A 23,513-nucleotide genomic window follows, 5' to 3' on the forward strand; every position below is an offset into this window, starting at 1 on the left:
GGTGACATGACGCCAGCCGAGATCGCCCCGAAAGACCGCCTGATCGTCGCGCTCGATCTGCCCGGCGTTGATGCCGCGGAAGCGATGGTCAACCGGCTCGGCGACAGCGTCACCTTCTACAAGATCGGCTATCGGCTCGCTTATGCCGGCGGCTTGCCGCTGGTCGGCAAGCTCGCCGACAAGGGCAAGAAGGTCTTTCTCGATCTCAAGCTGCACGACATCGGGAACACCGTGGCGCAAGGCGTCGACAGCATCACCAGGCTCGGCGCGACCTTCCTCACCGTGCACGCTTATCCGCAGACCATGAAGGGCGCCGTCGAAGGTCGCGGCAGCTCGAACCTGAAGATCCTCGCGGTCACTGTTCTGACGTCCTACAACGGGGACGATCTGCACGCGGCGGGCTTCCGGCTCGGCGTCTCCGAGCTCGTCGAAGCGCGCGCGCAGCAGGCGCAGGTGCTCGGCATCGACGGGCTGGTGTCGTCGCCCGAGGAAGTCGGAGCCTTGCGCAAGATCGTCGGCCACCAGATGAGCCTCGTCACCCCCGGCATCCGGCCGGCAGGCGCTGCAAGCGGCGACCAGAAACGCATCATGACGCCGGGCCGCGCGATTGCCGCCGGCGCGGACTATCTCGTCGTCGGGCGGCCGGTGGTGGAAGCCACGGACCCCAAGGCGATCGCGGAGGCGATCCAGAGCGAGATCGCCGGGGCACTCTGAGCATGATCCGGAAAAGTGTGCAGCGGTTTTCCGATCAGATCATGCTCAAATAGAAACCCAACAACACAGGGAGAAGAACAATGGCAAAGGGCTACTGGATCGGGCGCGTCGACGTGAGCAGTGACGAGGGCTACAAGCCTTATGCCGTCGCCAATGGTCCGATCTTCAAGAAATGGAGTGGCCGCTTCGTCATCCGCGCCGGCAAGTTCACCACCGTCGAAGGCAGCAGCCGCACCCGCAACGTCGTGATCGAATTCCCGGACTACGAGACCGCGATCGCCTGCTACAACTCGCCGGAATACCAGGCCAACATCAAGGTGCGCCAGCCGCACTCCGTCGCCGACCTCATCATCATCGAGGGCTATGACGGCCCGCAGCCGTCAGACGGCTGAGGCTGGGTCTGCGCGCACGCCTCGTCCTTCGGGACGACCGCTCCGCGGTCTCCTCAGGATGAGGCTAAGCAGTATCGGCGCTCGTCGAATTTGTTGCCAGGGATTCCGACCTCATCCTGAGGGCCCGCCGTAGGCGGGCGTCTCGAAGGATGGCCGCAAGCGACCGGCGCTCCGGGGGAGGGTGGAAGCCTGCCTGCTCCCAATCCCCCTTGGTTGCCGGAACTGCATCCCCCCGCTACAACGCCCGTGAGAGGATCGCACCATGTCCGACATGCGCTTGATTGTTGCTGGAGCCGGCGGCCGGATGGGCCGGGCGCTGACGCGGGCGATTGCCGAGAGCAAAGGCGCGGTGCTGGCGGGCGCGCTGGAGGCGCCGGGCTCGGAGCTGCTCGGCAAGGATGCCGGCGTGCTCGCGGGCTTGCCGGCCAACGGCATCAAGCTCTCCGGCGATCTCTGGGCGTTGTCGAAGGACGCCGACGGCATTCTGGATTTCACCGTGCCCGCGGCGACGCTCGCCAATGTCGCGATCGCCGCCGAGCGCGGCCTCGTGCACGTCATCGGAACGACCGGCCTGTCGGGCTCCGACAACGCCGTGATCAAGAGCGTCACCAACCGCGCCGTGGTGGTGCAGTCCGGCAATATGAGCCTGGGAGTCAATCTGCTCGCCGCCGTCGTCAAGCGCGTTGCCAAGGCGCTCGACGAGAGCTTCGACATCGAGATCGTCGAAACCCATCACCGCATGAAGGTCGACGCGCCCTCGGGCACGGCACTGATGCTGGGCCAGGCGGCAGCTAGCGGCCGCGGCATCGCGCTCGACGAGCATGCAGATCGCGGCCGCGACGGCATCACCGGCGCGCGCAAGCCCGGCGACATCGGCTTTGCGTCGTTGCGCGGCGGCACCGCGGCCGGCGATCACAGCGTGAGCTTCCTCGGCCCGTTCGAGCGGCTGACGCTGTCGCATCAAGCGGAGGATCGCATGCTGTTCGCCCACGGCGCGCTGAAGGCCGCGCTCTGGGCGCATGGCAAGAAGCCGGGGCACTACTCCATGGCCGACGTGCTCGGCCTGTCTGATATCTGAACGAGGCATGATCCGGGAAAGCGTGAAGCGATTTTCCGACACGATCATGCTTAGACAACGAACGAAACGGAAAGCAGTCAATGAGCGAACGTCTTCTCGTGCTGGTGCGGCACGGCCAGAGCGAATGGAATCTGAAGAACCTGTTCACGGGTTGGAAGGATCCTGACCTCACCGAACTCGGCGTGAAGGAAGCCTCGGAAGCCGGCCGCAAGCTGAAGGCGCAGGGTCTCGTGTTCGACGTCGCCTACACCTCGGTGTTGACGCGCGCCCAGCATACGCTCGATCTCATTCTCGGCGAGCTCGACCAGAAGGGACTGCCGACGACGAAGAACCTCGCGCTGAACGAGCGCGACTATGGCGATCTCTCCGGCCTCAACAAGGACGACGCCCGCAAGAAATGGGGTGAGGACCAGGTGCTGATCTGGCGCCGCTCCTACGACGTGCCGCCGCCCGGTGGCGAAAGTCTGAAAGACACGCTGGCGCGCGCGCTACCCTATTACGTGCAGGAGATCCTGCCCGGCGTGCTCAATGGCAAGCGCACATTGGTCGCCGCCCACGGCAATTCGCTGCGCGCGCTGATCATGGTGCTGGAGAAGCTCTCGCCCGAAGGCATTTTGAAGCGCGAGCTCGCCACCGGTGTGCCGATTATCTACCGGCTCAATGCGGATTCGACCGTGGCCTCGAAACTGGATCTGGCGGGCTAAAGACGTTCGCGCGCGACGGAGCCGGCCAAACACTCGGTGTCATTCTGGCGAAAGCCAGGACCCATAACCACCGTCGTTGATTTTCGATGACTGGTGGTTGGAAGTCGGCGCCAAAACATCTTCCTGGGATAATGGGTCCTGGCTTTCGCCAGGACGACCATGTGGGGCAGACTACGCGCAGCAACTATTACTGCATTCCCAGCTGCCCGGCCTCCCAGCCCAGCATCGCCTGCTTGCGGGTGATGCCCCAATGGTAGCCGGTGAGCGTGCCGCTCTTGCCGAGCGCGCGGTGGCAGGGCACGACGAAGGACACCGGGTTCTTGCCGACGGCGGCGCCGACGGCGCGTGAGGCTTTCGGGCTGTTGATGTTGCAGGCGATGTCTGAATAGGACACCGCGCGGCCCATCGGGATCTTCAACAGCGTCTCCCACACCCGGACCTCGAAATCGGTGCCGATCATCACCACGCGCAGCGGCTGATCCGGGCGCCACAGTTTTGTGTCGAAGATGCGCTGCGCCAATGGTGCGGTACCTTCGTGATCCTCGACGTAAGTTGCGTTCCGCCAGCGCCGCGTCATGTCGGCAAGCGCTACCTGTTCCTCACCGGGATCGGCGAAAGCCAGGCCCGACAGTCCGCGATCGGTCGCGATCACGATCGCGGTGCCGAACGGCGAGTGATGGAAGCCGTAGCGCAAGATCAGTCCCGCGCCGCCGTTCTTCCATTCGCCCGGCGACATCGCCTCATGGGTGACGAACAGATCATGCAGCCGGCCCGGACCCGAAAGCCCGGAGTCGAGCGCGGCGTCCAGGATGCTCGCGGAGTCCCTGAGCAAGCCCTTGGCGTGATCGAGCGTGAGCGCCTGCATGAAGGCCTTTGGCGTGATCGAGGCCCAGCGGCGGAACAGATGGTGCAGCTCGTCCGGCGTGACGCCGGCCGCATCCGCCATCGCCTCGATGGTCGGCTGCGCGCGCCAGTTTTCCGAAATGAAGGCGATCGCCCGGCGCACGGAATCATAGTCGCGCAACGCGGCGTTCTGGGAGCCCGGCCCGGCCAGGCGCTGGTCATGTATCGCGAGTGTCATCATGATTGGAAATGTAGGAGAGGGCGGGGTGCGAAACCACCCGATTTCCGATGCGCAAATCAGGTGACCGGATTGTAGGTCGGGCCGCGCCTGGCGGCATTCAAGGCCTCAACCAAACCTTTGTAAAAACTTGCCTTTTCGTCCGGTCCCAGGAAGCGGGCGATCTGGATCTGGTGACCTCGCGAGATCAGATAGAGGTGCTCGATGCCAAAATCCTCGTCGATTTCCATGTCGAGCTGGACCCAGAGCGGATTGAAGGTCCACTCGACGGTTTGGCCGTGCTGGCTGATGCGCCGCACGCGCAATTCAGATGGCGTGACCACGATCTCCTCGCTGGCCCGCGCCGCGCGGAAATTGGCCTTGAAGGCCCACCAGATCACCAGCACATCCAGGCCGAAGAAGCCGAACACCGGCCACGCGCCCATCATCAGGAAGACGAGGCCAGTGACGAAGCTGACGGCGCTCAGGAACAGCATCACCGCGAGGAAGCCGGTGCGGTTCAGCGAGCGGTGCGGCGTCAGGCGCGCGGAAAAGATCTGAGGCTCAGCCTCGCTTCCGGATCGTTCGCGCTCAATTTCGTTGCCTGTGCTCATCCTCCCTCAGTATATCCCGATCATGGCGAAAATCACCCGCAAGCCGGCCCCGCGCAAAACGTCCGTGCCGAAGAAAAAGGCGAAGGCGGCCGCCGCGAAGCCGAAGGCTCCCGCCAAGAAATCCCTCAAGGCCATGAAACCTTGGACACCGCCCGAGGTCCACGAGGTCTTCAACCGTTTCCGCAAGGCCAACCCGGAGCCCAAAGGCGAGCTCGAGCACGTCAATCCCTTCACGCTGCTGGTCGCCGTGGTGCTGTCGGCACAGGCGACCGACGCCGGCGTCAACAAGGCGACGCGCGCGCTGTTTGCGATCGCCGACACGCCGCAGAAGATGCTCGACCTCGGCGAGGAACGCCTGCGCGAGTACATCAAGACCATCGGCCTCTACCGCACCAAGGCGAAGAACGTGATCGCGCTGTCGGCGAAGCTGCTCAGCGAGTTCGGCGGCGAGGTGCCGCGCACGCGCGCCGGGATCGAGTCGCTGCCCGGCGCCGGGCGCAAGACCGCCAATGTCGTGCTCAACATGGCCTTCGGCGAGCACACCATGGCGGTCGACACGCATGTCTTCCGCGTCGGCAACCGGACCGGACTTGCGCCCGGCAAGACGCCGCTGGAGGTCGAGCTCGGTCTCGAAAAGGTGATCCCGGCCGAGTTCATGCTGCATGCCCATCATTGGCTGATCCTGCATGGCCGCTATACTTGCATCGCGCGCAAGCCGCGCTGCGAGGTTTGCCTGATCAACGATCTCTGCCGGTGGCCGGAAAAGACGGTCTGAAATAGCGTTCGGGAAATGGTTTTTGGAGTCTAGCGTGAGTCAGCAGGAACAAATCTCGCCGTCGCCGCCTGCTGCTACACCGGCGCCGCCACCGAAGCCAACGCAGCGACCGGCGAGTTCACTGTGGAGCCGGCTCGCGATTCCGCTGTTCGCGGTGATCGTCGCGCTCGGCTTCGTCGCGCTGGCAACGCAGCGCTTCGACGAATGGGTCGGCAATTCGGCGGTCCAGACCACCAACGACGCCTATGTGCGCGCCGAGCTGACGCGGCTTGCCAGTCGGGTCTCCGGCGAAGTGCTGACCGTCGGAGTCACCGATTTCCAGCGCGTCAAGGCCGGCGATCTCCTGATCCAGATCGATCCTGCCGACTATGACGCGCAAGTCGCGCAGTCCGACGCCGCGGTCGCCGCCGCGCAGGCCGTGCTCGACAATCTGGCCAATCAGATCGAGCTGCAATATGCGACGATCGCGCAGGCGCAAGCGGCGCGGCTCTCGGCCGAAGCTGTGGAGGTCGAGGCGCGGCAGGAGCAGGAGCGTCAGCAATCGCTGTCGCAGACCGAATCCGGTACGCGGCAGCACTTCGAACAGGCGGTCGCAGGCTATGCCAAAGCGCAGGCCGATGTGCGCGCGAGCCGCGCCGTGATCGCGGCCCAGCAGCACCAGCTCGAGGTGCTGCAAGGCACCAGGAAGCAGCGCGCCGCCGATCTCGAAGCGACCAAGGCGACGCTGGCGAGTGCGAAGCTCAAGCTCGGCTACACCAAGATGTCCGCGCCGTTCGACGGCGTCGTCGGCGAGCGGCAGGTGCAGCCCGGCGACTACGTCAACATCGGCACCAATCTCATCAACGTCGTGCCGTTGCCGAAGGTCTATGTGATCGCGAATTACAAGGAGACCCAGCTTACGCACGTTGCACCGGGCCAGCCGGTCGAGATCACGGTCGACAGTTTCCCGCGTGAGAAGCTGCGCGGCCGGGTCGAGCGCATTGCGCCCGCGACCGGCGCGCAGGTCGCGCTGCTGCCGCCGGACAACGCAACCGGCAACTTCACCAAAGTCGTGCAGCGCATTCCCGTGCGCATCCAGTTCGACGACAACCAGCCGCTGCTGGCGCGGCTGGTGCCGGGCATGTCGGTCGTTACCAGCATCGACACCAAGGCCGGCAATGGCGGAAAATGACGATTCCAGTCGCGGACCGCTCTCGCGCGGCGGCGTCGCCCCGCAGCCGCTGTTTGCGGTGGCAGCGGTGCTGCTCGGCTCGTTCCTCGCCAATTTCGACAGCCGCCTGACCACAATAGGCCTGCCGGACCTGCGCGGCGCGTTCTCGCTCTCGTTCGACGAGGGCGCCTGGCTCTCCACTGCGGGCATCGGCTCGCAGATCTTCATCGCACCCGCGGTGGCCTGGCTTGCCACCGTATTCGGCCTGCGCCGCGTGCTCGGTATCCCGAGTCTCGTCTATGCCGCGGTCTCGCTGATCATCCCGTTCGTGCACGACTATCCGACATTGCTCGCGCTCAGCGTCGTGCATGGCCTCTTGCTCGGCACCTTCGTGCCGGCGACGCTGATGATCGTGTTCCGCAATTTGCCGATCCGCTGGTGGCTCCCGGCGATCTCGATCTATTCGATCCGCGTCGGCTTCGCGCTGGATACCTCGAGCTCGCTGGTCGGCTTCTATGTCGACCATTTCGGCTGGCAATGGCTGTACTGGCAGAGCGTGTTGATCGCGCCACTGATGGGCCTGATGGTCTATTGGGGCACGCCGAACGAGCCGGTGAATCGTGCTTTGCTGCGCGAGGCCGATTGGGGCGGCATGCTGCTGCTCGGCGCCGGCGTCTCGATGATCTATGCCGGGCTCGACCAGGGCAACCGGCTGGACTGGCTGGGGTCGGGGACGGTGATGGCGTTGATCATTGCCGGCGCGGTGCTGGTCGCGGGCTTCCTCGTCAACGAGTCCCTGGTCCGGCAGCCCTGGGCGCATGTGAACGTCCTGTTCTCGCGCAATATCGGCTTGGGGTTGGTCCTGATCCTGCTCTACACGCTGACCAGCCTCTCCAACGCGTCGCTGGTGCCGAACTTCCTCGCCACCATCGCCCTGCTCAGGCCGGAGCAGAGCGGCCTCCTGCTGCTTACCTACGGCGCGTTGCCGATGTTCGTGCTGGTGCCGCTCTCGATCTGGCTGCTGCGGCATTTCGATCCGCGCACGGTGGTGGTCGTGGGATTTGCCTGCTTCGCCGCCGCCAATCTCTGGGGCACGCAGCTCAGCCATGATTGGGCGCGCGAGGATTTCGCCGGCATCGTGCTGCTCCAGGCGATTGGGCAATCACTGACCTTGCTGCCGCTGATCATCACGCTGCTGTCCAATTCCGATCCGAGCCGCGCCACCTCGTTTGCCGCCTATATCCAGATCATGCGGCTCGGTGGTGCCGAGATCGGCGTGGCATTGATGGGGACGTGGCTGCGCGTCCGCGAGCAGATCCATTCCTTCTATCTCGGCCAGAATCTCGGCGTCGGCGACGTCGATGTGGTCCGCATGCTGAAACAGCTCGCCGACCATTTTGCGGCCCATGGTGCCGGCTCGGCCCAGGCCCGCGCGGTCGGCACGCTCGCGGGCCTGGTCCAGCGCGAGGCCAATGTGCTCGCCTATATCGACGGCTTCTGGCTGTGCTTCTGGGTCGCGATGGCCGCGCTCGGCGTCGTCGCCCTGGTCACCCGTGCCCCGCCCGGCCCGTTCACGCCGGCGCCGTTCGGCTTCGCCAGGATGCTGCTGCGCAGATGCGGGATGTCGGTGAGGTAGACACCGTCAGCGCATCTGCCGCGCCGGTTCGATAAGCTCGGGTCGCGGGCCTGAGAGCCGCTTGTGCATGTGGACCATGAAGGCCATGGCGAAGATCGGCGTCGCCAGATTGAGGATCGGGATCGAGACGAAGGCTGCGATGAACAGGCCCGCGGTGAAGATGATCGCGGCATTGTCGCGCCGCATCGCCTTGGCTTCCTCCGGCGAGCGAAACCGCATCGCCGCGAGCTCGAAATATTCGCGGCCGAGCAGCCAGGCCGTGGCGAGGAAGAAGACCAGGAAACCGGCGCCGGCGAAAAGCACCAGCGGCAACGCGACCAGATAGACCAGGATCGTCAGCAGCGCGGTCTTGACGCCCTCGTACATCGCCTGGCTGAACGGCAGCGCGACGCCCGGCCGCTCCGCCGGATAGTGCTCGCGCTCGACAATGTCGGCGACTTCGTCGACGAACAGGCTCGCCACCAACGAGGTGATGGCGGGCATCAGGAACACAGCCCCGAACACGACGCCGAAGCCCGCAGCGATCGAAATGATCCAGGACAACACCTCGAGCGATGAATGCCAGCCCGGTCCGAGCAGGCCCTCCAGCCAGCCCTCGCCATAGGTCGCAAACCAGCTCAGGAGCCGCTGCAGGCCGATCGCCAGTACGATGATCAGCACCAGTGCGACTCCGATCGACCGCCACAGGATCGAGCGCATCGGCGGCGAGATCATTTGCGACAGCGCCTTTACGGCGGCATCCAACATGGGAGGTACCTCTCGGGAAAATCACCCGCGAGAAGTAGACACAGGTTGCCCGTTCGGCAAGGGAGGCAGCCTCACTCTGACCGCGTCATAGAAACTCTCGTCCCCCATCCAAAGGAGCTTGGGGAGCAAGCCTCTCCAAGGATGGAGGCCCGAAACCGGCATTCGAGCTGTATGGTTCGAGACGGCGATGCCGATCCCGCCACCGGCTATCAGATTCCTCAATGGCGTCGGCACCACGATGGGCGGCACCGGCAACGACAAGCTCAGCTACACCAGATCCAGCGGCTTGCCGCGCACGTTCGGGCCGAACAGCGCCATGGCGATCACCACAATCAGCATCGCCGCGGTGATCAAGCTGAACACGCCGGTGACGCCGGCTTCCTTCAGCATGTAGGCGACGACGAAGCCCGAGAACGTCGCGCTCAGCCGGCTCATCGAATAGACGAGGCCGGAGGCGCGCGCCCGGATCTGGGTCGGAAACACCTCGGTCTGATAGGCGTGATAGGCATAGGACATCGTCGTGTTGCAGGCCGTCAGCAGCACGCCGCAGATGATCAGCAGCACAGGCTCGGTCAGCTGCGCGAACGCCATGCCGAAGACGATGATGGCGATGCAAGCTCCCGCGATGATCCACCGGCGTTCGAACCTGTCGGCGAAGCTCGAGGCCAACAGCGGCGCGATCGGATAGGCGAAGGCGACGATGAAGGCATATTGCAGGCTCTTGGTGACGTTGATGCCCTTCTCGACCAGCAGCGTCGGCACCCAGTTGGCGAAGCCGTAGAAACCGAAGGCCTGGCAGAGGTTGAACACCATGAAGAGGACGACGAGCGAGAGGAAAGGCGGGCGGAACAGATCGGCGAAGCCGATTTCCGCGACCGAGCGTGCTGCCGGCCGCGCAGACGACGGCGTAGGGAGCGGCGCTGCCGTGTTTCCGCCGGCGGCTTCCAGCGTTGCCAGGATGCGATAGGCCTCCTCACCGCGGCCATGGCGCGCCAGCCAGAGCGGGCTTTCGGGCAGGAACAGCCTGAGCACCCAGACGATCATGCTGGCGGCCGCCCCGATGAGCACCACCCAGCGCCAGCCGTCGACGCCGAACGGCGAAAGCGGCACAAGCCACCAGGCCAGCGCGGCGACGACCGGCACCGCGATGAACATGATCGACTGGTTCACGGCGAAGGCGCGGCCGCGCATCCGGCTCGGCACCAGCTCGGTGATATAGGCATCGATGGTGATGACTTCGACACCGATGCCGATGCCGGCGAGGAAGCGCCACAACAACAGGCCCTCCGAGGAGGTCTGGCAGGCCATGATCACGGAGGCCGCGGTGTAGCCGAGCAACGCGTAGGTGAAGATCGCGCGGCGCCCAAAACGGTCGGCGAGGAAGCCGAGGAAGAAGGTGCCGACGAACAGGCCGGCAAAGGTCGCGGCGACGAAGGCGCCGATGCCGGAGAAGCCGAAGAAGGCCTGCGTCGTCGTGGTCAGGAGACCGCTGCGGTTCAGGCCCGGTGCGATATAGCCGGTGAGGAACAGATCGTAGATCTCGAAACAGCCGCCGAGCGACAGCAGGATGACGAGGCGCCAGACGTAGGAAGTCCCCGGCATCGTCTCGAGCCGCCGCGAGATCTCGTCCGGTGCTGCGGATGCGGTGCCGAGTTCGATGCCCGTGTCGATGCCGACGACGCTCATGATATCCTCCCGGTGGCGCGCGGATTGCGCTGTTCCCGGCGGCTCATCTCTGTCATTTGTCGTGAACTCTGCCGGACCACGTCATGTTGGCCGGCCGATAGCGGAAATCCAGAAGAACATATCGATGGGAGCGTTCGAGATTTTCGAACTCGGGCGACGAGAGGCAGGACAGCCGGTCGGCGCTATCCCGCAAGCTCCGCCTGCCAGCCGCCGCTACGCACCTGCTCGGCGATCAATGCCAGCATCAGTCGGCGCATCTCTTCCATGGCGTAAGTCATCGGGCGGTTGCGCAGACGGCAGAGGTAGAGTGTGCGGGTCAGCTTCGGATTGATCACCTTGCGTGCGACCAGGCGGCCGGCCGCCAGCTCATCGCGCGCGAACAGTTTTGTCGCGATGGTGCAGCCGAGCCCTTCCACCAGCGCGCCGGTCATGCCGGTGATCGAATTGGCGTGCAGGATGGCGCTACCTTCCAGCCGCTTGAGCAGGACCGGATCGTCGAGCAGCGCACGCGAGGACAGGCCGAGGCCATAGCGCAGCAGGATCAGCGGCAGCCGGTTCAGCTCCTCGAAGCGGATCGGGGTCTTGCCCTTGCCGACCAGCTTCGGAATGCCGACGAGGAACATCTCCTCTTCGAGCACTGGTTCCGTAATCAGTTCTTTCTCTGACGGCGGATTGTAGACCAGGGCCAGATCGACGCTGGAGATCATCAGGTGCATCAGCGTCGCGCCCGACAGGCTCTCGGTGAGCGACAGCTTGAGCTTGGGATATTTGGCAAGCACCGTGCGCATCAGCTCGACGCCGATCGCCTTGACGCCGGAATTGGCCATGCCGATGGAGATGTCGCCGGCAATGACCCGGGCGCCTTCGCGCACCTCGGTCTCGGCCTCCACCATCGCGCGCAGGATGATGCGGGCGTGTTCGTAGAGCCGTTCGCCGGCTGCCGTCGGTTCCATGCCGCGCGGCTTGCGCTCGAACAGGGGCGTTGCGAATTCCGCCTCCAGGTTGGAGATATGATGGCTCAGCGCCGACTGCGCGACATTGATCTGATCAGCCGCCCGCGACAGGTTCCGCTGCTCGTAGATGGCGATGAAATAGCGGAGCTGGCGCGAATCCATGGGCGATCAAGCGTTCTATAAGTACGAAGACAATCTTCGACAGATTATATTTTTCAGAAGGCTTGTGAAGGCCTAGTCTTCGAAGGTCGATTGATAGGGAGAGACGCATGGCCGAAGCCGGATTGCCGCTTGCAGGCGTGCGCGTGGTCGAGATGACCCACATGGTCATGGGCCCGACCTGCGGCATGATCCTGGCGCAGCTCGGAGCCGACGTGATCAAGGTCGAACCGCCCGCGGGAGACAAGACCCGGAGCCTGGGGGGCATGGGCACGGCCTTCTTTCCGTTGTTCAACCGCGGCAAGCGCAGCGTGGTGCTGGATTTCGAGAAGCCTGAGGATCGCGACACCATGCATCGGCTGCTGGCGACGGCCGACGTGTTCCTCGAGAATTTTCGCGACGGCCAGCTCGAGAAGCAGGGGCTTGGCGCGGACGAATTGCGTCGCCGCCATCCGGATCTGATCATCGCCGGCCACAAGGGTTTCCTCTCCGGTCCCTACGAGCACCGCCCCGCACTTGACGAGGTCGTGCAGATGATGGCGGGGCTAGCCGCCATGACCGGCACCAGCGAAAAGCCCCAGCGTGTCGGCTCGTCCGCCAATGACATCATGGGCGGCATGTTCGGCGTGATCGCGATCCTCGCGGCGCTCTACCAGAAGCGCGGGGGACAACGCGACGGCGCCGACATTCGCATCGGCCTGTTCGAGAACTGCCTCTTCCTGGTCGCCCAGCACATGGTCGAATACGAGATGACCGGCAACAAGCCGCGCTCGATGCCGGAGCGCGAGCATGCCTGGCCGATCTACGACATATTCGAGACCGCCGGCGGCGAGCGCATCTTCATCGGCGTCGTCACAGAAGGCCATTGGCAAAGCTTCTGCCGCGAGTTCGGCCTGACTGAATTCCTCGATGATCCCACCTTGCGCACCACGACCGATCGCATCCTGGCGCGTGGGCGGATCATTCCGCGCGTCGCCGACATCATCAGGCAATGGGACGTGGCAAAACTGTCGCAGAGGCTCGACGCGCTCAACATCTGCTTCTCGCCGATCAACCGTCCCGAGGATCTCTTCACCGATCCGCATGTGCTACGGCCGGGCGGGCTCGTCAACAATGTCACCGCCGACGGCAAGCCGTTCCGGGTGCCGGCGCTGCCGATCGAATGGAACGGCAACCATATCGGCGAGGGCCTGAAGGTCGCGCCGCTCGGCGCCGACACGGCGGCCGTTCGCGCCGAGATCGACACCGAAAACGAAGACGCCACGTCAAAAACAACAGGGAGGCGTGCATGAGCCGGATTCAGGAGATTTACCCCGCAGACCGCGTCAGCCTGCGCGAAGTCGGCCTGCGCGACGGGCTCCAGCTCGTGAAGAAAATTCCGTCGACCGACGCCAAGCAGCGCTGGGTGCGCGAGGAATATGCCGCTGGCGTGCGGCATTTCGAGGTCGGCTCGTTTCTGCCGGCAAAGACCTTTCCGCAATTCGTCGATGTTCGCGACGTTGTTGCGACCGTCGCTTCATTGCCCGGCGCCCATGGCATCGCACTTGCGCTCAACGAACGCGGCGTGAACGAGGCGCTGGAATCCGGCGTCGGCGAAATCGCCTCCGTGGTGTCGGCAACGGAAGAGCACAGCCAGGCCAATGCGCACCGCTCGCGCGAGTCCGCGATCGCGAATTTGAAACGCCTGTGCGAGCTGCGCGATGCCACCAGCCACAAGCCGCTTGTGAACGCGGCGATCTCGATGGCGCTGGGCTGCTCGATTACCGGGGCGGTTGACCCTGCGGAAGTGCTGCGGCTGGTCGACAAATGCCTGGAGGCTGGCGTCGATTTCGTTGGCATCGCCGACACCGTCGGCTATGCCGGGCCGAAGCAGGTGGCGGAGCTGACGCGCGCCGCGGTGAAGCTTGCAGGGTCAAAGCCGATCTGCATCCATCTCCACGACACCCGCGGCATGGGCATTGCGAACGCGGCCGCGGCGCTCGACGAAGGCGCGCGTATCCTCGACGGCTCGCTCGGCGGCCTCGGCGGCTGCCCCTTCGCTCCCGGTGCGACCGGCAATGTCGTGTTCGAGGATCTCGTGTTCCTGTGCGAGAGCAAGGGCTTTGCGACCGGCATCGATCTGGAGAAGTTGATCGCGGTGCGCAGGATCCTGCGCGAGGAGATGCCCAACGAAGCGCTCTACGGCGGCGTCGCGCGTGCGGGGCTGCCGGGTGGGAGCGCGGCGAAGGCGGCGTGATCCTTCTTCCCTTCTCCCCTTGTGGGAGAAGGTGGCGCGAAGCGCCGGATGAGGGGTCTCTGTCCGCGCACTCAGATCGTGAGATTCTTCTGCGCGGAGAGAGACCCCTCACCCGTCTCGCCGCTTCGCGGCGAGCCACCCTCTCCCACAAGGGGAGAGGGGAACGCACCGCCTGCGCGGCAAATCTACTCATGCCGATCTGCCTGCTTGCGTGCCTTCGTCAGCTTCGCTTCATCCGGGCTGCGCGCATCTTACCGCGTTTCGTGAGCGATGCGAGAGAGAAGGCGCTCGCTCACAGCCGCGTTGCCCGTAGCCGCAGCGCGTTTCCAACCACGCTGACCGAGGACAGCGCCATCGCGGCCGCGGCGATGATCGGTGAGAGCAGCACGCCGAAGGTGGGATAGAGGATGCCGGCCGCGATCGGAATGCCTGCGGCGTTGTAGATGAAGGCGAAGAACAGGTTTTGCCGGATATTGCTCATGGTCGCCTGCGACAGTTTTCGCGCCCGCACGATGCCCGTGAGATCGCCTTTCAGCAGGGTGACGCCGGCGCTCTCCATAGCCACATCAGTGCCGGTGCCCATGGCGATGCCGACTTCGGCAGCGGCCAGCGCCGGCGCGTCGTTGACGCCGTCGCCGGCCATCGCGACGCTGCGGCCGGCCTTCTGTAGCTTCGTCACCACCGCGCTCTTCTGATCCGGCAGCACCTCGGCCTCGACATCGGCGATGCCGAGCCTGCGCGCGACAGCCTCCGCGGTGGTGCGATTGTCGCCGGTCAGCATGATGACCTTGATGCCTTCGGCCGCCAGTGCCTTCAGCGCCTCCGGGGTCGAGGCCTTGACCGGATCGGCGATCGCGAACAGGCCGGCAAGCCGGCCGTCGACGGCCATGTTGATCACGGTCGCGCCATCGCCGCGCAGCCGTTCGGCCTCGCCATCGAGCGTTTTGGTGTCGATGCCGATCGACGTCAGATATTTGGCATTGCCGAGCACGATGGTTTTGCCGTCGACCTTGCCGGTGGCGCCCTTGCCGGTCGGCGAATCGAATTGCTCGACCTCGCCCAGCGCGAGCTGCTTCTCCTTTGCGGCGCGCATGATCGCATCGGCCAGAGGATGCTCGCTGGCGCGCTCGACACTGGCGGCCATGCGGAGGATATCATCTTCCGCAAAGCCGGCCGCCGGCACGATCGCAACCACCTTCGGCTTGCCCTCCGTCAGCGTGCCGGTCTTGTCGACCACCAGCGTGTCGATCTTCTCCATCCGCTCCAGCGCCTCGGCGTTCTTGATCAGTACGCCCGCCTGCGCACCGCGGCCGACACCGACCATGATCGACATCGGAGTCGCCAGGCCGAGCGCGCAGGGGCAGGCGATGATCAGCACGCTGACGGCGGCGACGAGCCCGAAGGCCAGCCGGGGCTCCGGCCCGAACCAGGCCCACGCGGCGAAGGCGGCGACCGCGACCGCAATCACCGTCGGCACGAACCAGCCCGCGACCTGGTCGGCGAGACGCTGGATCGGCGCACGCGAGCGTTGCGCGTCTGCGACCATCTGCACGATCTGCGACAGCAGCGTCTCACGCCCCACCTTGTCGGCGCGCATGATGAAGCTGCCGGACTGGTTGAGCGTGCCCGCGATCACCTTCGCGTCCGTCTCCTTGGTCACCGGCATGGATTCGCCTGTTACCAGCGACTCGTCGAGCGAGGAGCGGCCTTCCAGAATGACGCCGTCGACCGGCACTTTTTCGCCCGGCCGCACGCGCAAGCGGTCACCGGCGTGAAGTGCGTCGATCTCGACCTCGTGCTCGCCGCCATCGGCATCGACGCGGCGCGCGGTCTTGGGGGCGAGCTGCAGCAGCGCCTTGATCGCACCCGACGTCGCATCGCGGGCGCGCAGCTCAAGCACCTGCCCGAGCAGCACCAGCACGGTGATGACCGCCGCCGCCTCGAAATAGACCGCGACCGCGCCTTCGTGGCCGCGGAAGGTGGCAGGGAAAATCTGCGGCGCGATAGTGCCGATCAGGCTGTAGACATAGGCAACGCCCGTGCCCATCGCGATCAGCGTGAACATGTTGAGGTTGCGCGTCAGCAGCGACTGCCAGCCGCGGACGAAGAACGGCCAGCCGGCCCACAGCACCACGGGCGTTGCGAAGACGAGCTGGATCCAGTTCGACAGCGTCGCATCGATCCAGTTGTGCGGGCCTGCGAGATGGCCGCCCATCTCCAGCACCACGGCCGGCAGCGCCAGCACGCCGCCGATCCAGAACCGCCGCGTCATGTCGGCAAGCTCGGGATTGGGGCCGGTCTCCAGGGTCGCCACTTCCGGCTCCAGCGCCATGCCGCAGATCGGACAGCTTCCGGGCCCGACTTGGCGGATCTGCGGATGCATCGGGCAGGTGTAGATCGTGCCCGCAGGCATCTCGGGTTCGGGCGTCTTGTCCTTGGCGAGGTACTTTGCGGGATCGGCGGCGAATTTGGTGCGGCAGCCGGCCGAGCAGAAATGGAAGGTCTCACCGTGATGGTCGAAGCGATGCTTGGACGTCGCGGGATCGACCGTCATGCCGCAGACGGGATCGCGGACTTTTGCCGCAGCGCCGTGGTCATGCGCGTGATCGCCGTGCGCGCCGCAGCAGGAGGCAGCCGCGGGCTTGTCGACCGGGGCAGCCTTATCGGAACAGCCGCATCCGGAATGTGTTTCCGGCTTGTGATGGTGCTCGTGTTCCGCATCGTTCATTTCCACGCTCCGGCCTTGCAAGCTATACCCTATGGGGGTATATAGTCCGCATGCGCAAGGACATCAAGGCATCTGTCGGAAAACGTCTCGGCCGGATCGAGGGGCAGGTTCGCGGCCTCTCGAAAATGGTCGAGGAGGACCGCTATTGTATCGACATCGTCACGCAGATCTCGGCGGTGCGCGCCGCGCTGCGCCGGGTCGAGGAAGAGGTTCTGAAAGATCACGTCGCCCATTGCGTCGAGCATGCGATCGCGAGCGGCGACAAGGCCGACCAGCGCGAGAAGATCGCGGAGCTGATGGCGGTGATTGGGCGGGCGGAGCGGTAGGTTCGCCGTCATTGCGAGAAGCGTAGCGACGAAGCAATCCAGACTGCTCCGGCAGAGACAGTCTGGATTGCTTCGCTGCGCTCGCAATGACGATAGTGGAGCGACGGCTACGCCGCCCTTTCGCGCGCCCGACCGCGCCGCCTTGGGCGGTCCATGGCCAGCTTCTTCAGCCGCCGGAAGCGCTCCGAGACGGTGATGCGATCGACTATCTCCGCTGGGTGCACGCTTACTTCTTCAGCCGGAAGCGGCGCCTCTTCGTCAATCGCTTCAGGAACGAGCGGCGGCGCACCGAACGTTTCTGGAAACACACCGAAGGTGCCGGCTACCTCCTCGAGCGGCTTCTGCTTGTCGGCCCAGTGCAAGGCGGTGTAGTCGAAGCCGTGCACGATGGTGGGTTTGACGACTTCGAAATAGGGCGAGATGTCGAAGTCGCGGGGCATGTAGAGCGAGGAATCGCGGATGTGAAGGATCTCGCGGCGGGCGGCGCGGCTGCCGGCCTTGGTGATCTTCGGCAGGATCGGATAGCGCACGGCGTCGAAGGCCTGCGCGATCAGGGCCGAGCAGATGATCTTGGTGGGATCGCCCGAGCCGATCGAGATCATGCGGCGCCGCCAGCGCTGCGGGATCGGCAGCGGAAACAGAAAGCGCATGAGGTCGACGATGTTCTTGGTGTCGTAGCCGAAGCCGATGCGGTTGATCGCATAGCGGCAGACCGTGGTGCGGTCCTCATAGGACAGCCCGACCGGGCGGCAGACGCGGGTGTGATAGGGGAAATATTTCGACAGCGGCGCGGAGGTGACGCCTTCGCCGATATTGGCCTCGATCAGCACGTGCGGCTCGCCGTCGGGCTCTTCCGCGCCCTCGATCGGGCCGACATAGAGTGCGCCGTGGGACCAGGTCGACTGCGTCAGATATTTGATGATGCCCGAGATGCGGTTGTTGCCCTCGACCAGCAGCACGTCGCCGGGCTCGATGACGCCGCGCAGATGCTCGGGGTCGCTCGGCGTGAACGGCTCATAGCCCGGCACCTCCTTCGAGAGGTACGCGGCAATCAGCTTGCCGACTGAATCCAGGACCGTCCCCATTTCGAAACTCCCCCACGGCCTTTTCCGGCCGTCTTTTTCTCTTCTCTACCATGGTCGGAACGTGTTGCAATTCGGTTCATTGATCCGTGACGTCAAGTACGATTGATTCACCATGATGGTTGCCGCGCAACATCAGATACGGCAAGGTTCGCTAGCTGTTCCCGTTTGCTGCAAGTCTCCGGAAACCATGCCATGACAATCACGCGCCGCAGCTTCCTATCGGCATCGGCGGGCCTTGCCGCGATGCCGGTCCTGCGCGCAACCGCCGCAACCCTGCCGCGGGAGGCTGACATCGTCGTGATCGGTGCGGGCGCGGCCGGAATTGCCGCGGCGCGGCGCATCATGGCGGCCAATCGCAAGGTCGTGGTGGTGGAAGCTGCGTCGCAGATCGGCGGCCGCTGCATCACTGATACGACCACCTTCGACACGCCGTTCGATCGCGGCGCGCGCTGGATGCACAATCCCGACACCAATCCGATGATCCGGCTGGCGCGCAGCGCCGGGCTCGACGTTCTGCCGGCGCCATCAGGCCAGAAGATGCGCATCGGCCGCCGCAACGCACGGGCCGGCGAGACCGAGGAGTTCCTGGCGGCGCTGGTGCGTGCCAACCGCGCCATCGACGAGGCCGCGCGTGGCAAGCTCGATACCGCCTGCGCCTCGGTGCTGCCGAAGGATCTCGGCGACTGGGCCGGCGCGGCCGAGTTCATGCTGGGCGCGAGCTTCGCCGGCAAGGACCTGAAGGAGCTGTCTGCGATCGACAAGGCGCGGGCACAGGATCGCAACGCCGCGATCGCCTGCCGCCAGGGCCTGGGGACCCTGATCACCAAACTCGGTGAGCAGGCGCCGGTCGCGCTGTCGACGCCGGCGAGCCGGATCGTCTGGAGCAATCGCGACGTCAGCGTGGAGACACAGGCCGGCAGGATCGCCGCACGCGCCGCCATCATCACGGTCTCGACCAACGTGCTGATTTCGGGCGCGATCAAGTTCGGGCCTGACATTCCCAAGCGCACGCTCGATGCCGCCTCGAAGCTCACGCTCGGAAGCTACGATCACATCGTGCTGCAACTGCCGGGCAATCCGCTTGGTCTCGCGCGCGACGACATCCTGATCGAGCAGAGCAACTCGACGCGGACGGCGCTGATGTTCGCCAATATCGGGGGATCCTCGCTGTGCTCGATCGATGTCGGCGGCTCGTTCGGCCGCGATCTGTCCGGGCAAGGCGAGAAGGCGATGACGGCCTTCGCCAGAGAATGGATCACGAAGCTGTTCGGCAGCGAAGTCGCCGCCGCCGTGCAGAAGGCCAGCGTGACGCGCTGGAACGCCTCGCCTTTCGTGATGGGCGCGATGTCGGCGGCCTCGCCCGGCGGTCAGCTCTCGCGAAAAATCCTGGCCGAGCCGATCGGCAACATGTTCCTCGCCGGCGAAGCCACGCACGAGACGCTCTGGGGCACCGTTGATGGCGCCTGGGAAAGCGGCGAGCGCGCCGCGGACGCAGCGCTACGCAAGATCGGCGCGCTGAAGGACGAGCCGGCCGACGTGCCGACGCAGTCGACGAAGAAGCGGCGCGCGCCGCGGCAGCAGAGGAACTAATTCAGTCGTCGTCCTGGACAAGCGCAGCGAAGCGAAGCGCAGATCCAGGACCCATTACCCCAGGGCGCAGTTTGGCGAAGACTTGGGGCTGTCAGCTTCGCGCTATAGCGCTGACCGGGGTAATGGGTCCTGGCTTTCGCCAGGACGACTGTGGATGGCTTAGCGCAACACCCCATCCAGCGCCGGCAGCCCGGCGATCACCGCTATCGCGATCAGCCCGTAACAAATCGCACGAAACATTTTTTCGCTGGCACGGCCGAACAGCGACGCGCCGAAGGCGACGCCGATCGCATAGACCGGCCCGACGATGAGCGAGAGCACGAGCGATTCGCGGCTGATCAGGCCCGTCGTCGCGTAGCTGACCATCGAGAAAAAATCTGACGCGCCGAAGAACAGTAAGATGTTGGCGCGCGCGACGATCGGGGCGATGGGGCGACCGAGCCAGTAGCCGACGATCGGCGGCCCACCGGTCTGTGCGAGGCCGCTACAGAAGCCGGACAGGCTGCCGATGCCGACCGAGAGCCACGCGTGGTCCTTGCCGCGATAGCGCCAGCCCGACAGCAAGAGAAGCAACAGCGCGGCGACGAAGCAGGAGATGATCCATCGCGTCGTGACGGGCTCGAGCACGCTGAGGAAATAGGTGCCGACGGGGACGCCGACCAGCGCGCCCAGCACGATCACGGCGGTGGCCTTGCGGTCGGCCTTGCGCCAGGCGTCGGGCAGCAGCGGCGCGGCCGCGACGAAATCGATCACGAGGAGCAGCGCGGCAACCAGACGCGGCGCCGCGATGCTGCTCGCCAGCGGCATGAAGATCAGCGCCGAGCCGAAGCCGGAGAAGCCGCGCGCGGTGCCCGAAACGAAAGCGACGGCGCAGAGCGCCATCGCAATGGTGAGGCTGACGTCCTTCGGAAGAAAGTCAGTGAGATTCATGCTCTATGATTTCTCAAGCATGATCATGCTCTCAAAGTGCCGCCGGTCTTCTTCGTCACCTCCGCCACAATCTTCGCGGCGACGGCCTCGATCTCCTGGTCGGTCAGGGTCTTTTCGCGCGGCTGGATCGTCACTGCGATCGCGATCGACTTCTTGCCGTCGTCGATGCCCTTGCCTTCATAGACGTCGAACACGTTCACGGCGGTGATCAGCTTCTTGTCGACGCTCTGGGCCGCGCGCACGATGTCGCCGCCCTTCACGGTGCGGTTGACAATGAAGGCGAAGTCACGCGAGACGGGCTGGAAGGCCGACAGCTCGATCACGGGCTTGGCACGGGTCGACTTCTTCTTCGCCTCGGGGACGCGGTCGAGGATCACCTCGAACACGACAAGCGGGCCGCCGGCGCCGAGCGCCTCGAGCGCGCGCGGATGCATCTCGCCGAAATAGCCGAGCACGTTCTGCGGCCCGATCTGGATCGTGCCGGAGCGCCCGGGATGCAGCCAGGACGGACCGCCCGCGACGATCTGAAGGGCCTGCATCGGCGCGCCGGCAGCGGCGAGCACCGCGAGCGCATCGGCCTTGGCGTCGAACAAGTCAGCCTGCGCCGAACCCGACCAGTGCCGTCCGAGACCTTGCGACGACGCAAAGCCGCGGCGGACGCCGCTTGCCGCCATGAACTGATCCTGCGGGCGATCGCCCTTGAACACCTGCCCGACCTCGAACAGCGCGACATCGCCAAAGCCGCGATCGGCATTGGCCTGCGCCGCCGCGATCAGGCCGGCCAACAGGGTCGGGCGCATGTCGGACAAATCCGATGCGATCGGGTTGGCGACCTCGAGCTCGCGTTGGCCGCCGCCGAAAAGCTTCGCGGCAGGCTTGGTGATGAAGGACCAGGTCACCGCTTCGATGATGCCGCGGCTCGCCAGCGCGCGCCTGGCGCGGCGGGTGCGGAGCTGGAGCGGGGTCAGCACGGGTTTGCGTGCGTCCTCGCCGCGCTCGAACGGCGTCATCGGCACCTTGTCGACGCCGTAGATGCGGACGACTTCCTCGACGATGTCGGCCTTGCCGTGCACGTCGGTCCGCCACGACGGCACCGCGACCTTCACGACCGGGCCCGGGCCCGCCATCATGAAGCCGAGATGGGTCAGGATACGCTTCATCTCCGGCATCGGCACCTCGATGCCCGACAGCCGCTTGACCTCGGTGACCGGAAAATCGATCACGCGGTCGTCGCCGAAGGTCTTGCCGACCACGACGTTCTCGGACGGCGTGCCGCCGCACATCTCCATCACCAGTTTCGTCGCAAGCTCCAGCCCCGGCACCATGAAGGCCGGATCGACACCGCGCTCGAAACGATAGCGCGCATCCGAATTGATGCCGAGCTTGCGCCCCGTCTGGGCGATGTTGATCTCGTTCCACAGCGCCGATTCGATCAGCACGTCGGTGGTGGTCTCGTCGCAGCCCGAGGCCTCGCCGCCCATGATGCCGGCGAGCGATTCGACGCCGTGCTCGTCCGCGATCACGCAAATCGCGGGATCGAGATTGTAGCTGCGGCCGTCGAGCGCGAGCAGCGTCTCGCCGTCACGGGCGCGGCGCACCACGAGATTGCCCTTCACTTTCTTCGCGTCGAACACGTGCAGTGGCCGTGCGCGGTCGTATGTCATGAAGTTGGTGATATCGACCAGCGCGTTGATCGGGCGCAGCCCGATCGCAGTCAGCCGCTTCTGCAGCCATTCCGGCGACGGGCCGTTCTTCACGCCGCGCACAAGGCGTAGCGCGAAGCCGGGGCACAGCGCGGCGTCTTCGACCGTGACCTTCACCGGGCAGGGGAATTCGCCCTTGATCGGCTTGATGGTCGGATCCTTGAACTTGCCCATGTCGGCGGCGGCAAGATCGCGCGCGATGCCGTGCACGCCGGTGCAGTCCTGCCGGTTCGGGGTCAGATTGATCTCGACCACGGGATCGCCGAGGCCGGCCCATGCGGCGTAAGCAGCGCCGATCGGCGCGTCCGCGGGCAATTCCATGATGCCGTCATGGTCGTTGGAAATCTGCAATTCAGCCGCCGAGCACAGCATGCCGCGGCTCTCGACGCCGCGGATGGTGCCGACACCGAGCGTGATGTCCTTGCCGGGGATGTAGGTGCCCGGCGGGGAGAACACGCTGACAAGCCCCGTCCGCGCATTCGGCGCGCCGCACACGACCTGCACCGGCGCGCCACCGTCACCGGTATCGACCATGCAGACGCGCAGCCGATCCGCATTCGGATGCTGCTCGGCGGAGATCACCTTCGCGATGGTGAACGGCTTCAGCGCCTTCGCCTTGTCCTCGATGTTCTCGACCTCGAGCCCGATCATGGTGAGCTTGTCGGCGAGCTTCTCCAGCGGCTCGTCGGTGTCGAGATGTTCCTTCAGCCAGGAGAGAGTGAATTTCATGGCTGCGTGCCTCGGCTCTTGTCGGTTGAATTGCTTTGGTCGGTATTAGTGTTCCCTCCCCCCTTGTGGGGGAGGGTCAGGGAGGGGGGTAAGCCGCGGGCTCCGCCGGAAGCCGCTTGGCGAATTATCTCCACGACTCCCTCTAAACTCGTCATCACCTGCTCGTTGGTGAAGCGCAGAACCTGAAATCCTTCGGCAGCGAAGAACGCGTCGCGACGCTGATCTGCCTTTTGGCGCTCCTCGAAGTCGTGAGATTCCCCATCGACCTCAATGATGATCTTTGATGAGAAGCACACGAAATCGGCGATGTAGTTTCCGATCGGCGTCTGACGACGAATACCAACGCCATCCATCCGGTTAGCTTTTAGATATCGCCACAGCAGCGTCTCGGCGCGCGTCATCGCGCGGCGAAGCTGTTTCGCTCTGCTGCGCTGACGGTCGCTGACGACTGCGTGCGGCATCCGCGGCTACCCCCCTCCCTGCCCCTCCCCCACAAGGGGGGAGGGAACGGAGAGAGC

Annotated in this window: 21 protein-coding genes; 11 read left to right on the forward strand and 10 right to left on the reverse strand. The window is 65.1% G+C overall.

Annotated elements, in window-relative coordinates:
* The first annotated feature begins 6 nt into the window (after positions 1–6).
* The 4 genes from pyrF (at position 7) to AC0L21_RS24510 (ending at position 2,888) form a co-directional block, all read left to right on the forward strand.
* Entirely contained in the window at positions 7–714 is a 708-nt protein-coding gene (gene pyrF / locus AC0L21_RS24495; RefSeq protein WP_473264316.1) for an orotidine-5'-phosphate decarboxylase, read from the forward strand.
* 80 nt (positions 715–794) lie between these two features.
* On the forward strand, positions 795–1,106 hold the full coding sequence (locus tag AC0L21_RS24500) for a DUF1330 domain-containing protein (protein ID WP_473264317.1): 312 nt from the start codon (positions 795–797) through the stop codon (positions 1,104–1,106).
* 262 nt (positions 1,107–1,368) lie between these two features.
* Entirely contained in the window at positions 1,369–2,184 is an 816-nt protein-coding gene (dapB, locus tag AC0L21_RS24505; protein ID WP_473264318.1) for a 4-hydroxy-tetrahydrodipicolinate reductase, read from the forward strand.
* 80 nt (positions 2,185–2,264) lie between these two features.
* On the forward strand, positions 2,265–2,888 hold the full coding sequence (locus tag AC0L21_RS24510; protein ID WP_007598504.1) for a 2,3-bisphosphoglycerate-dependent phosphoglycerate mutase: 624 nt from the start codon (positions 2,265–2,267) through the stop codon (positions 2,886–2,888).
* A gap of 187 nt (positions 2,889–3,075) precedes the next feature.
* Here AC0L21_RS24510 and AC0L21_RS24515 read toward each other — a convergent pair whose 3' ends face one another.
* Both AC0L21_RS24515 and AC0L21_RS24520 read right to left on the reverse strand, forming a co-directional pair.
* Positions 3,076–3,972: a methylated-DNA--[protein]-cysteine S-methyltransferase gene (locus tag AC0L21_RS24515; RefSeq protein WP_027514780.1), complete on the reverse strand. Its 897-nt coding sequence runs from the start codon at positions 3,970–3,972 to the stop codon at positions 3,076–3,078.
* Positions 3,973–4,028: 56 nt separating this feature from the next.
* Positions 4,029–4,562, reverse strand: a complete 534-nt coding sequence (locus tag AC0L21_RS24520) for a DUF2244 domain-containing protein (protein ID WP_473264319.1) — start codon at positions 4,560–4,562, stop codon at positions 4,029–4,031.
* A 22-nt stretch (positions 4,563–4,584) separates the two neighbouring features.
* On the opposite strand from AC0L21_RS24520, the gene nth reads away from it, so the two are divergent.
* Genes nth through AC0L21_RS24535 form a run of 3 tightly spaced genes read left to right on the forward strand, consistent with a single transcriptional unit; the run spans position 4,585 to position 8,123 of the window.
* Positions 4,585–5,337, forward strand: coding sequence for an endonuclease III (gene nth, locus AC0L21_RS24525; RefSeq protein WP_473264320.1), 753 nt, complete (start codon positions 4,585–4,587; stop codon positions 5,335–5,337).
* Between the two features lie 34 nt (positions 5,338–5,371).
* Positions 5,372–6,508, forward strand: coding sequence for an HlyD family secretion protein (locus AC0L21_RS24530; protein ID WP_473264321.1), 1,137 nt, complete (start codon positions 5,372–5,374; stop codon positions 6,506–6,508).
* Positions 6,495–8,123, forward strand: coding sequence for an MFS transporter (locus AC0L21_RS24535; protein ID WP_473264322.1), 1,629 nt, complete (start codon positions 6,495–6,497; stop codon positions 8,121–8,123). The genes AC0L21_RS24530 and AC0L21_RS24535 overlap by 14 nt, the downstream gene beginning before the upstream one ends.
* A gap of 6 nt (positions 8,124–8,129) precedes the next feature.
* On the opposite strand, the gene AC0L21_RS24540 is transcribed toward AC0L21_RS24535, so the two are convergent.
* The 3 genes from AC0L21_RS24540 to AC0L21_RS24550 all read right to left on the reverse strand — a co-directional run bounded on the left by AC0L21_RS24540 (position 8,130) and on the right by AC0L21_RS24550 (position 11,671).
* Complete coding sequence (locus AC0L21_RS24540; RefSeq protein WP_473264323.1) at positions 8,130–8,870, reverse strand: sulfate transporter family protein; 741 nt, start codon at positions 8,868–8,870, stop codon at positions 8,130–8,132.
* A gap of 267 nt (positions 8,871–9,137) precedes the next feature.
* Complete coding sequence (locus AC0L21_RS24545) at positions 9,138–10,556, reverse strand: MFS transporter (protein ID WP_473264324.1); 1,419 nt, start codon at positions 10,554–10,556, stop codon at positions 9,138–9,140.
* Between the two features lie 182 nt (positions 10,557–10,738).
* Complete coding sequence (locus AC0L21_RS24550; protein WP_473264325.1) at positions 10,739–11,671, reverse strand: LysR family transcriptional regulator; 933 nt, start codon at positions 11,669–11,671, stop codon at positions 10,739–10,741.
* A 107-nt stretch (positions 11,672–11,778) separates the two neighbouring features.
* On the opposite strand from AC0L21_RS24550, the gene AC0L21_RS24555 reads away from it, so the two are divergent.
* Positions 11,779–12,960: a CoA transferase gene (locus AC0L21_RS24555; protein WP_473264326.1), complete on the forward strand. Its 1,182-nt coding sequence runs from the start codon at positions 11,779–11,781 to the stop codon at positions 12,958–12,960.
* A complete protein-coding gene (locus tag AC0L21_RS24560; protein ID WP_473264327.1) occupies positions 12,957–13,904 on the forward strand; it encodes a hydroxymethylglutaryl-CoA lyase in 948 nt (315 codons plus the stop codon). The genes AC0L21_RS24555 and AC0L21_RS24560 overlap by 4 nt, the downstream gene beginning before the upstream one ends.
* A 292-nt stretch (positions 13,905–14,196) precedes the next feature.
* Here AC0L21_RS24560 and AC0L21_RS24565 read toward each other — a convergent pair whose 3' ends face one another.
* The gene (locus tag AC0L21_RS24565; protein WP_473264328.1) at positions 14,197–16,632 is read right to left on the reverse strand and encodes a heavy metal translocating P-type ATPase; all 2,436 of its coding nucleotides are present in this window, start codon (positions 16,630–16,632) and stop codon (positions 14,197–14,199) included.
* Positions 16,633–16,682: 50 nt separating this feature from the next.
* Here AC0L21_RS24565 and AC0L21_RS24570 point away from each other — a divergent pair, with 50 nt between their 5' ends.
* On the forward strand, positions 16,683–16,958 hold the full coding sequence (locus tag AC0L21_RS24570; protein ID WP_007598521.1) for a metal-sensitive transcriptional regulator: 276 nt from the start codon (positions 16,683–16,685) through the stop codon (positions 16,956–16,958).
* A 107-nt stretch (positions 16,959–17,065) separates the two neighbouring features.
* Here AC0L21_RS24570 and AC0L21_RS24575 read toward each other — a convergent pair whose 3' ends face one another.
* Entirely contained in the window at positions 17,066–18,043 is a 978-nt protein-coding gene (locus tag AC0L21_RS24575; RefSeq protein WP_473264329.1) for a YiiX/YebB-like N1pC/P60 family cysteine hydrolase, read from the reverse strand.
* A 192-nt stretch (positions 18,044–18,235) separates the two neighbouring features.
* Between AC0L21_RS24575 and AC0L21_RS24580 the strand changes: the two genes are divergently transcribed.
* Positions 18,236–19,633, forward strand: coding sequence for a flavin monoamine oxidase family protein (locus tag AC0L21_RS24580; RefSeq protein WP_473264330.1), 1,398 nt, complete (start codon positions 18,236–18,238; stop codon positions 19,631–19,633).
* A gap of 159 nt (positions 19,634–19,792) precedes the next feature.
* Here AC0L21_RS24580 and AC0L21_RS24585 read toward each other — a convergent pair whose 3' ends face one another.
* Genes AC0L21_RS24585 through AC0L21_RS24595 form a run of 3 tightly spaced genes read right to left on the reverse strand, consistent with a single transcriptional unit; the run spans position 19,793 to position 23,456 of the window.
* Positions 19,793–20,563 carry a sulfite exporter TauE/SafE family protein gene (locus AC0L21_RS24585; RefSeq protein ID WP_473264331.1) on the reverse strand — a complete coding sequence of 257 codons (771 nt, stop codon included), beginning with the start codon at positions 20,561–20,563 and terminating at the stop codon, positions 19,793–19,795.
* Between the two features lie 23 nt (positions 20,564–20,586).
* On the reverse strand, positions 20,587–22,995 hold the full coding sequence (pheT, locus tag AC0L21_RS24590; protein WP_473264332.1) for a phenylalanine--tRNA ligase subunit beta: 2,409 nt from the start codon (positions 22,993–22,995) through the stop codon (positions 20,587–20,589).
* A complete protein-coding gene (locus tag AC0L21_RS24595) occupies positions 22,992–23,456 on the reverse strand; it encodes an endonuclease domain-containing protein (protein WP_473264333.1) in 465 nt (154 codons plus the stop codon). The genes pheT and AC0L21_RS24595 overlap by 4 nt, the downstream gene beginning before the upstream one ends.
* Positions 23,457–23,513: the final 57 nt, after the last annotated feature.

Source organism: Bradyrhizobium sp. WSM4873, assembly GCF_055811355.1.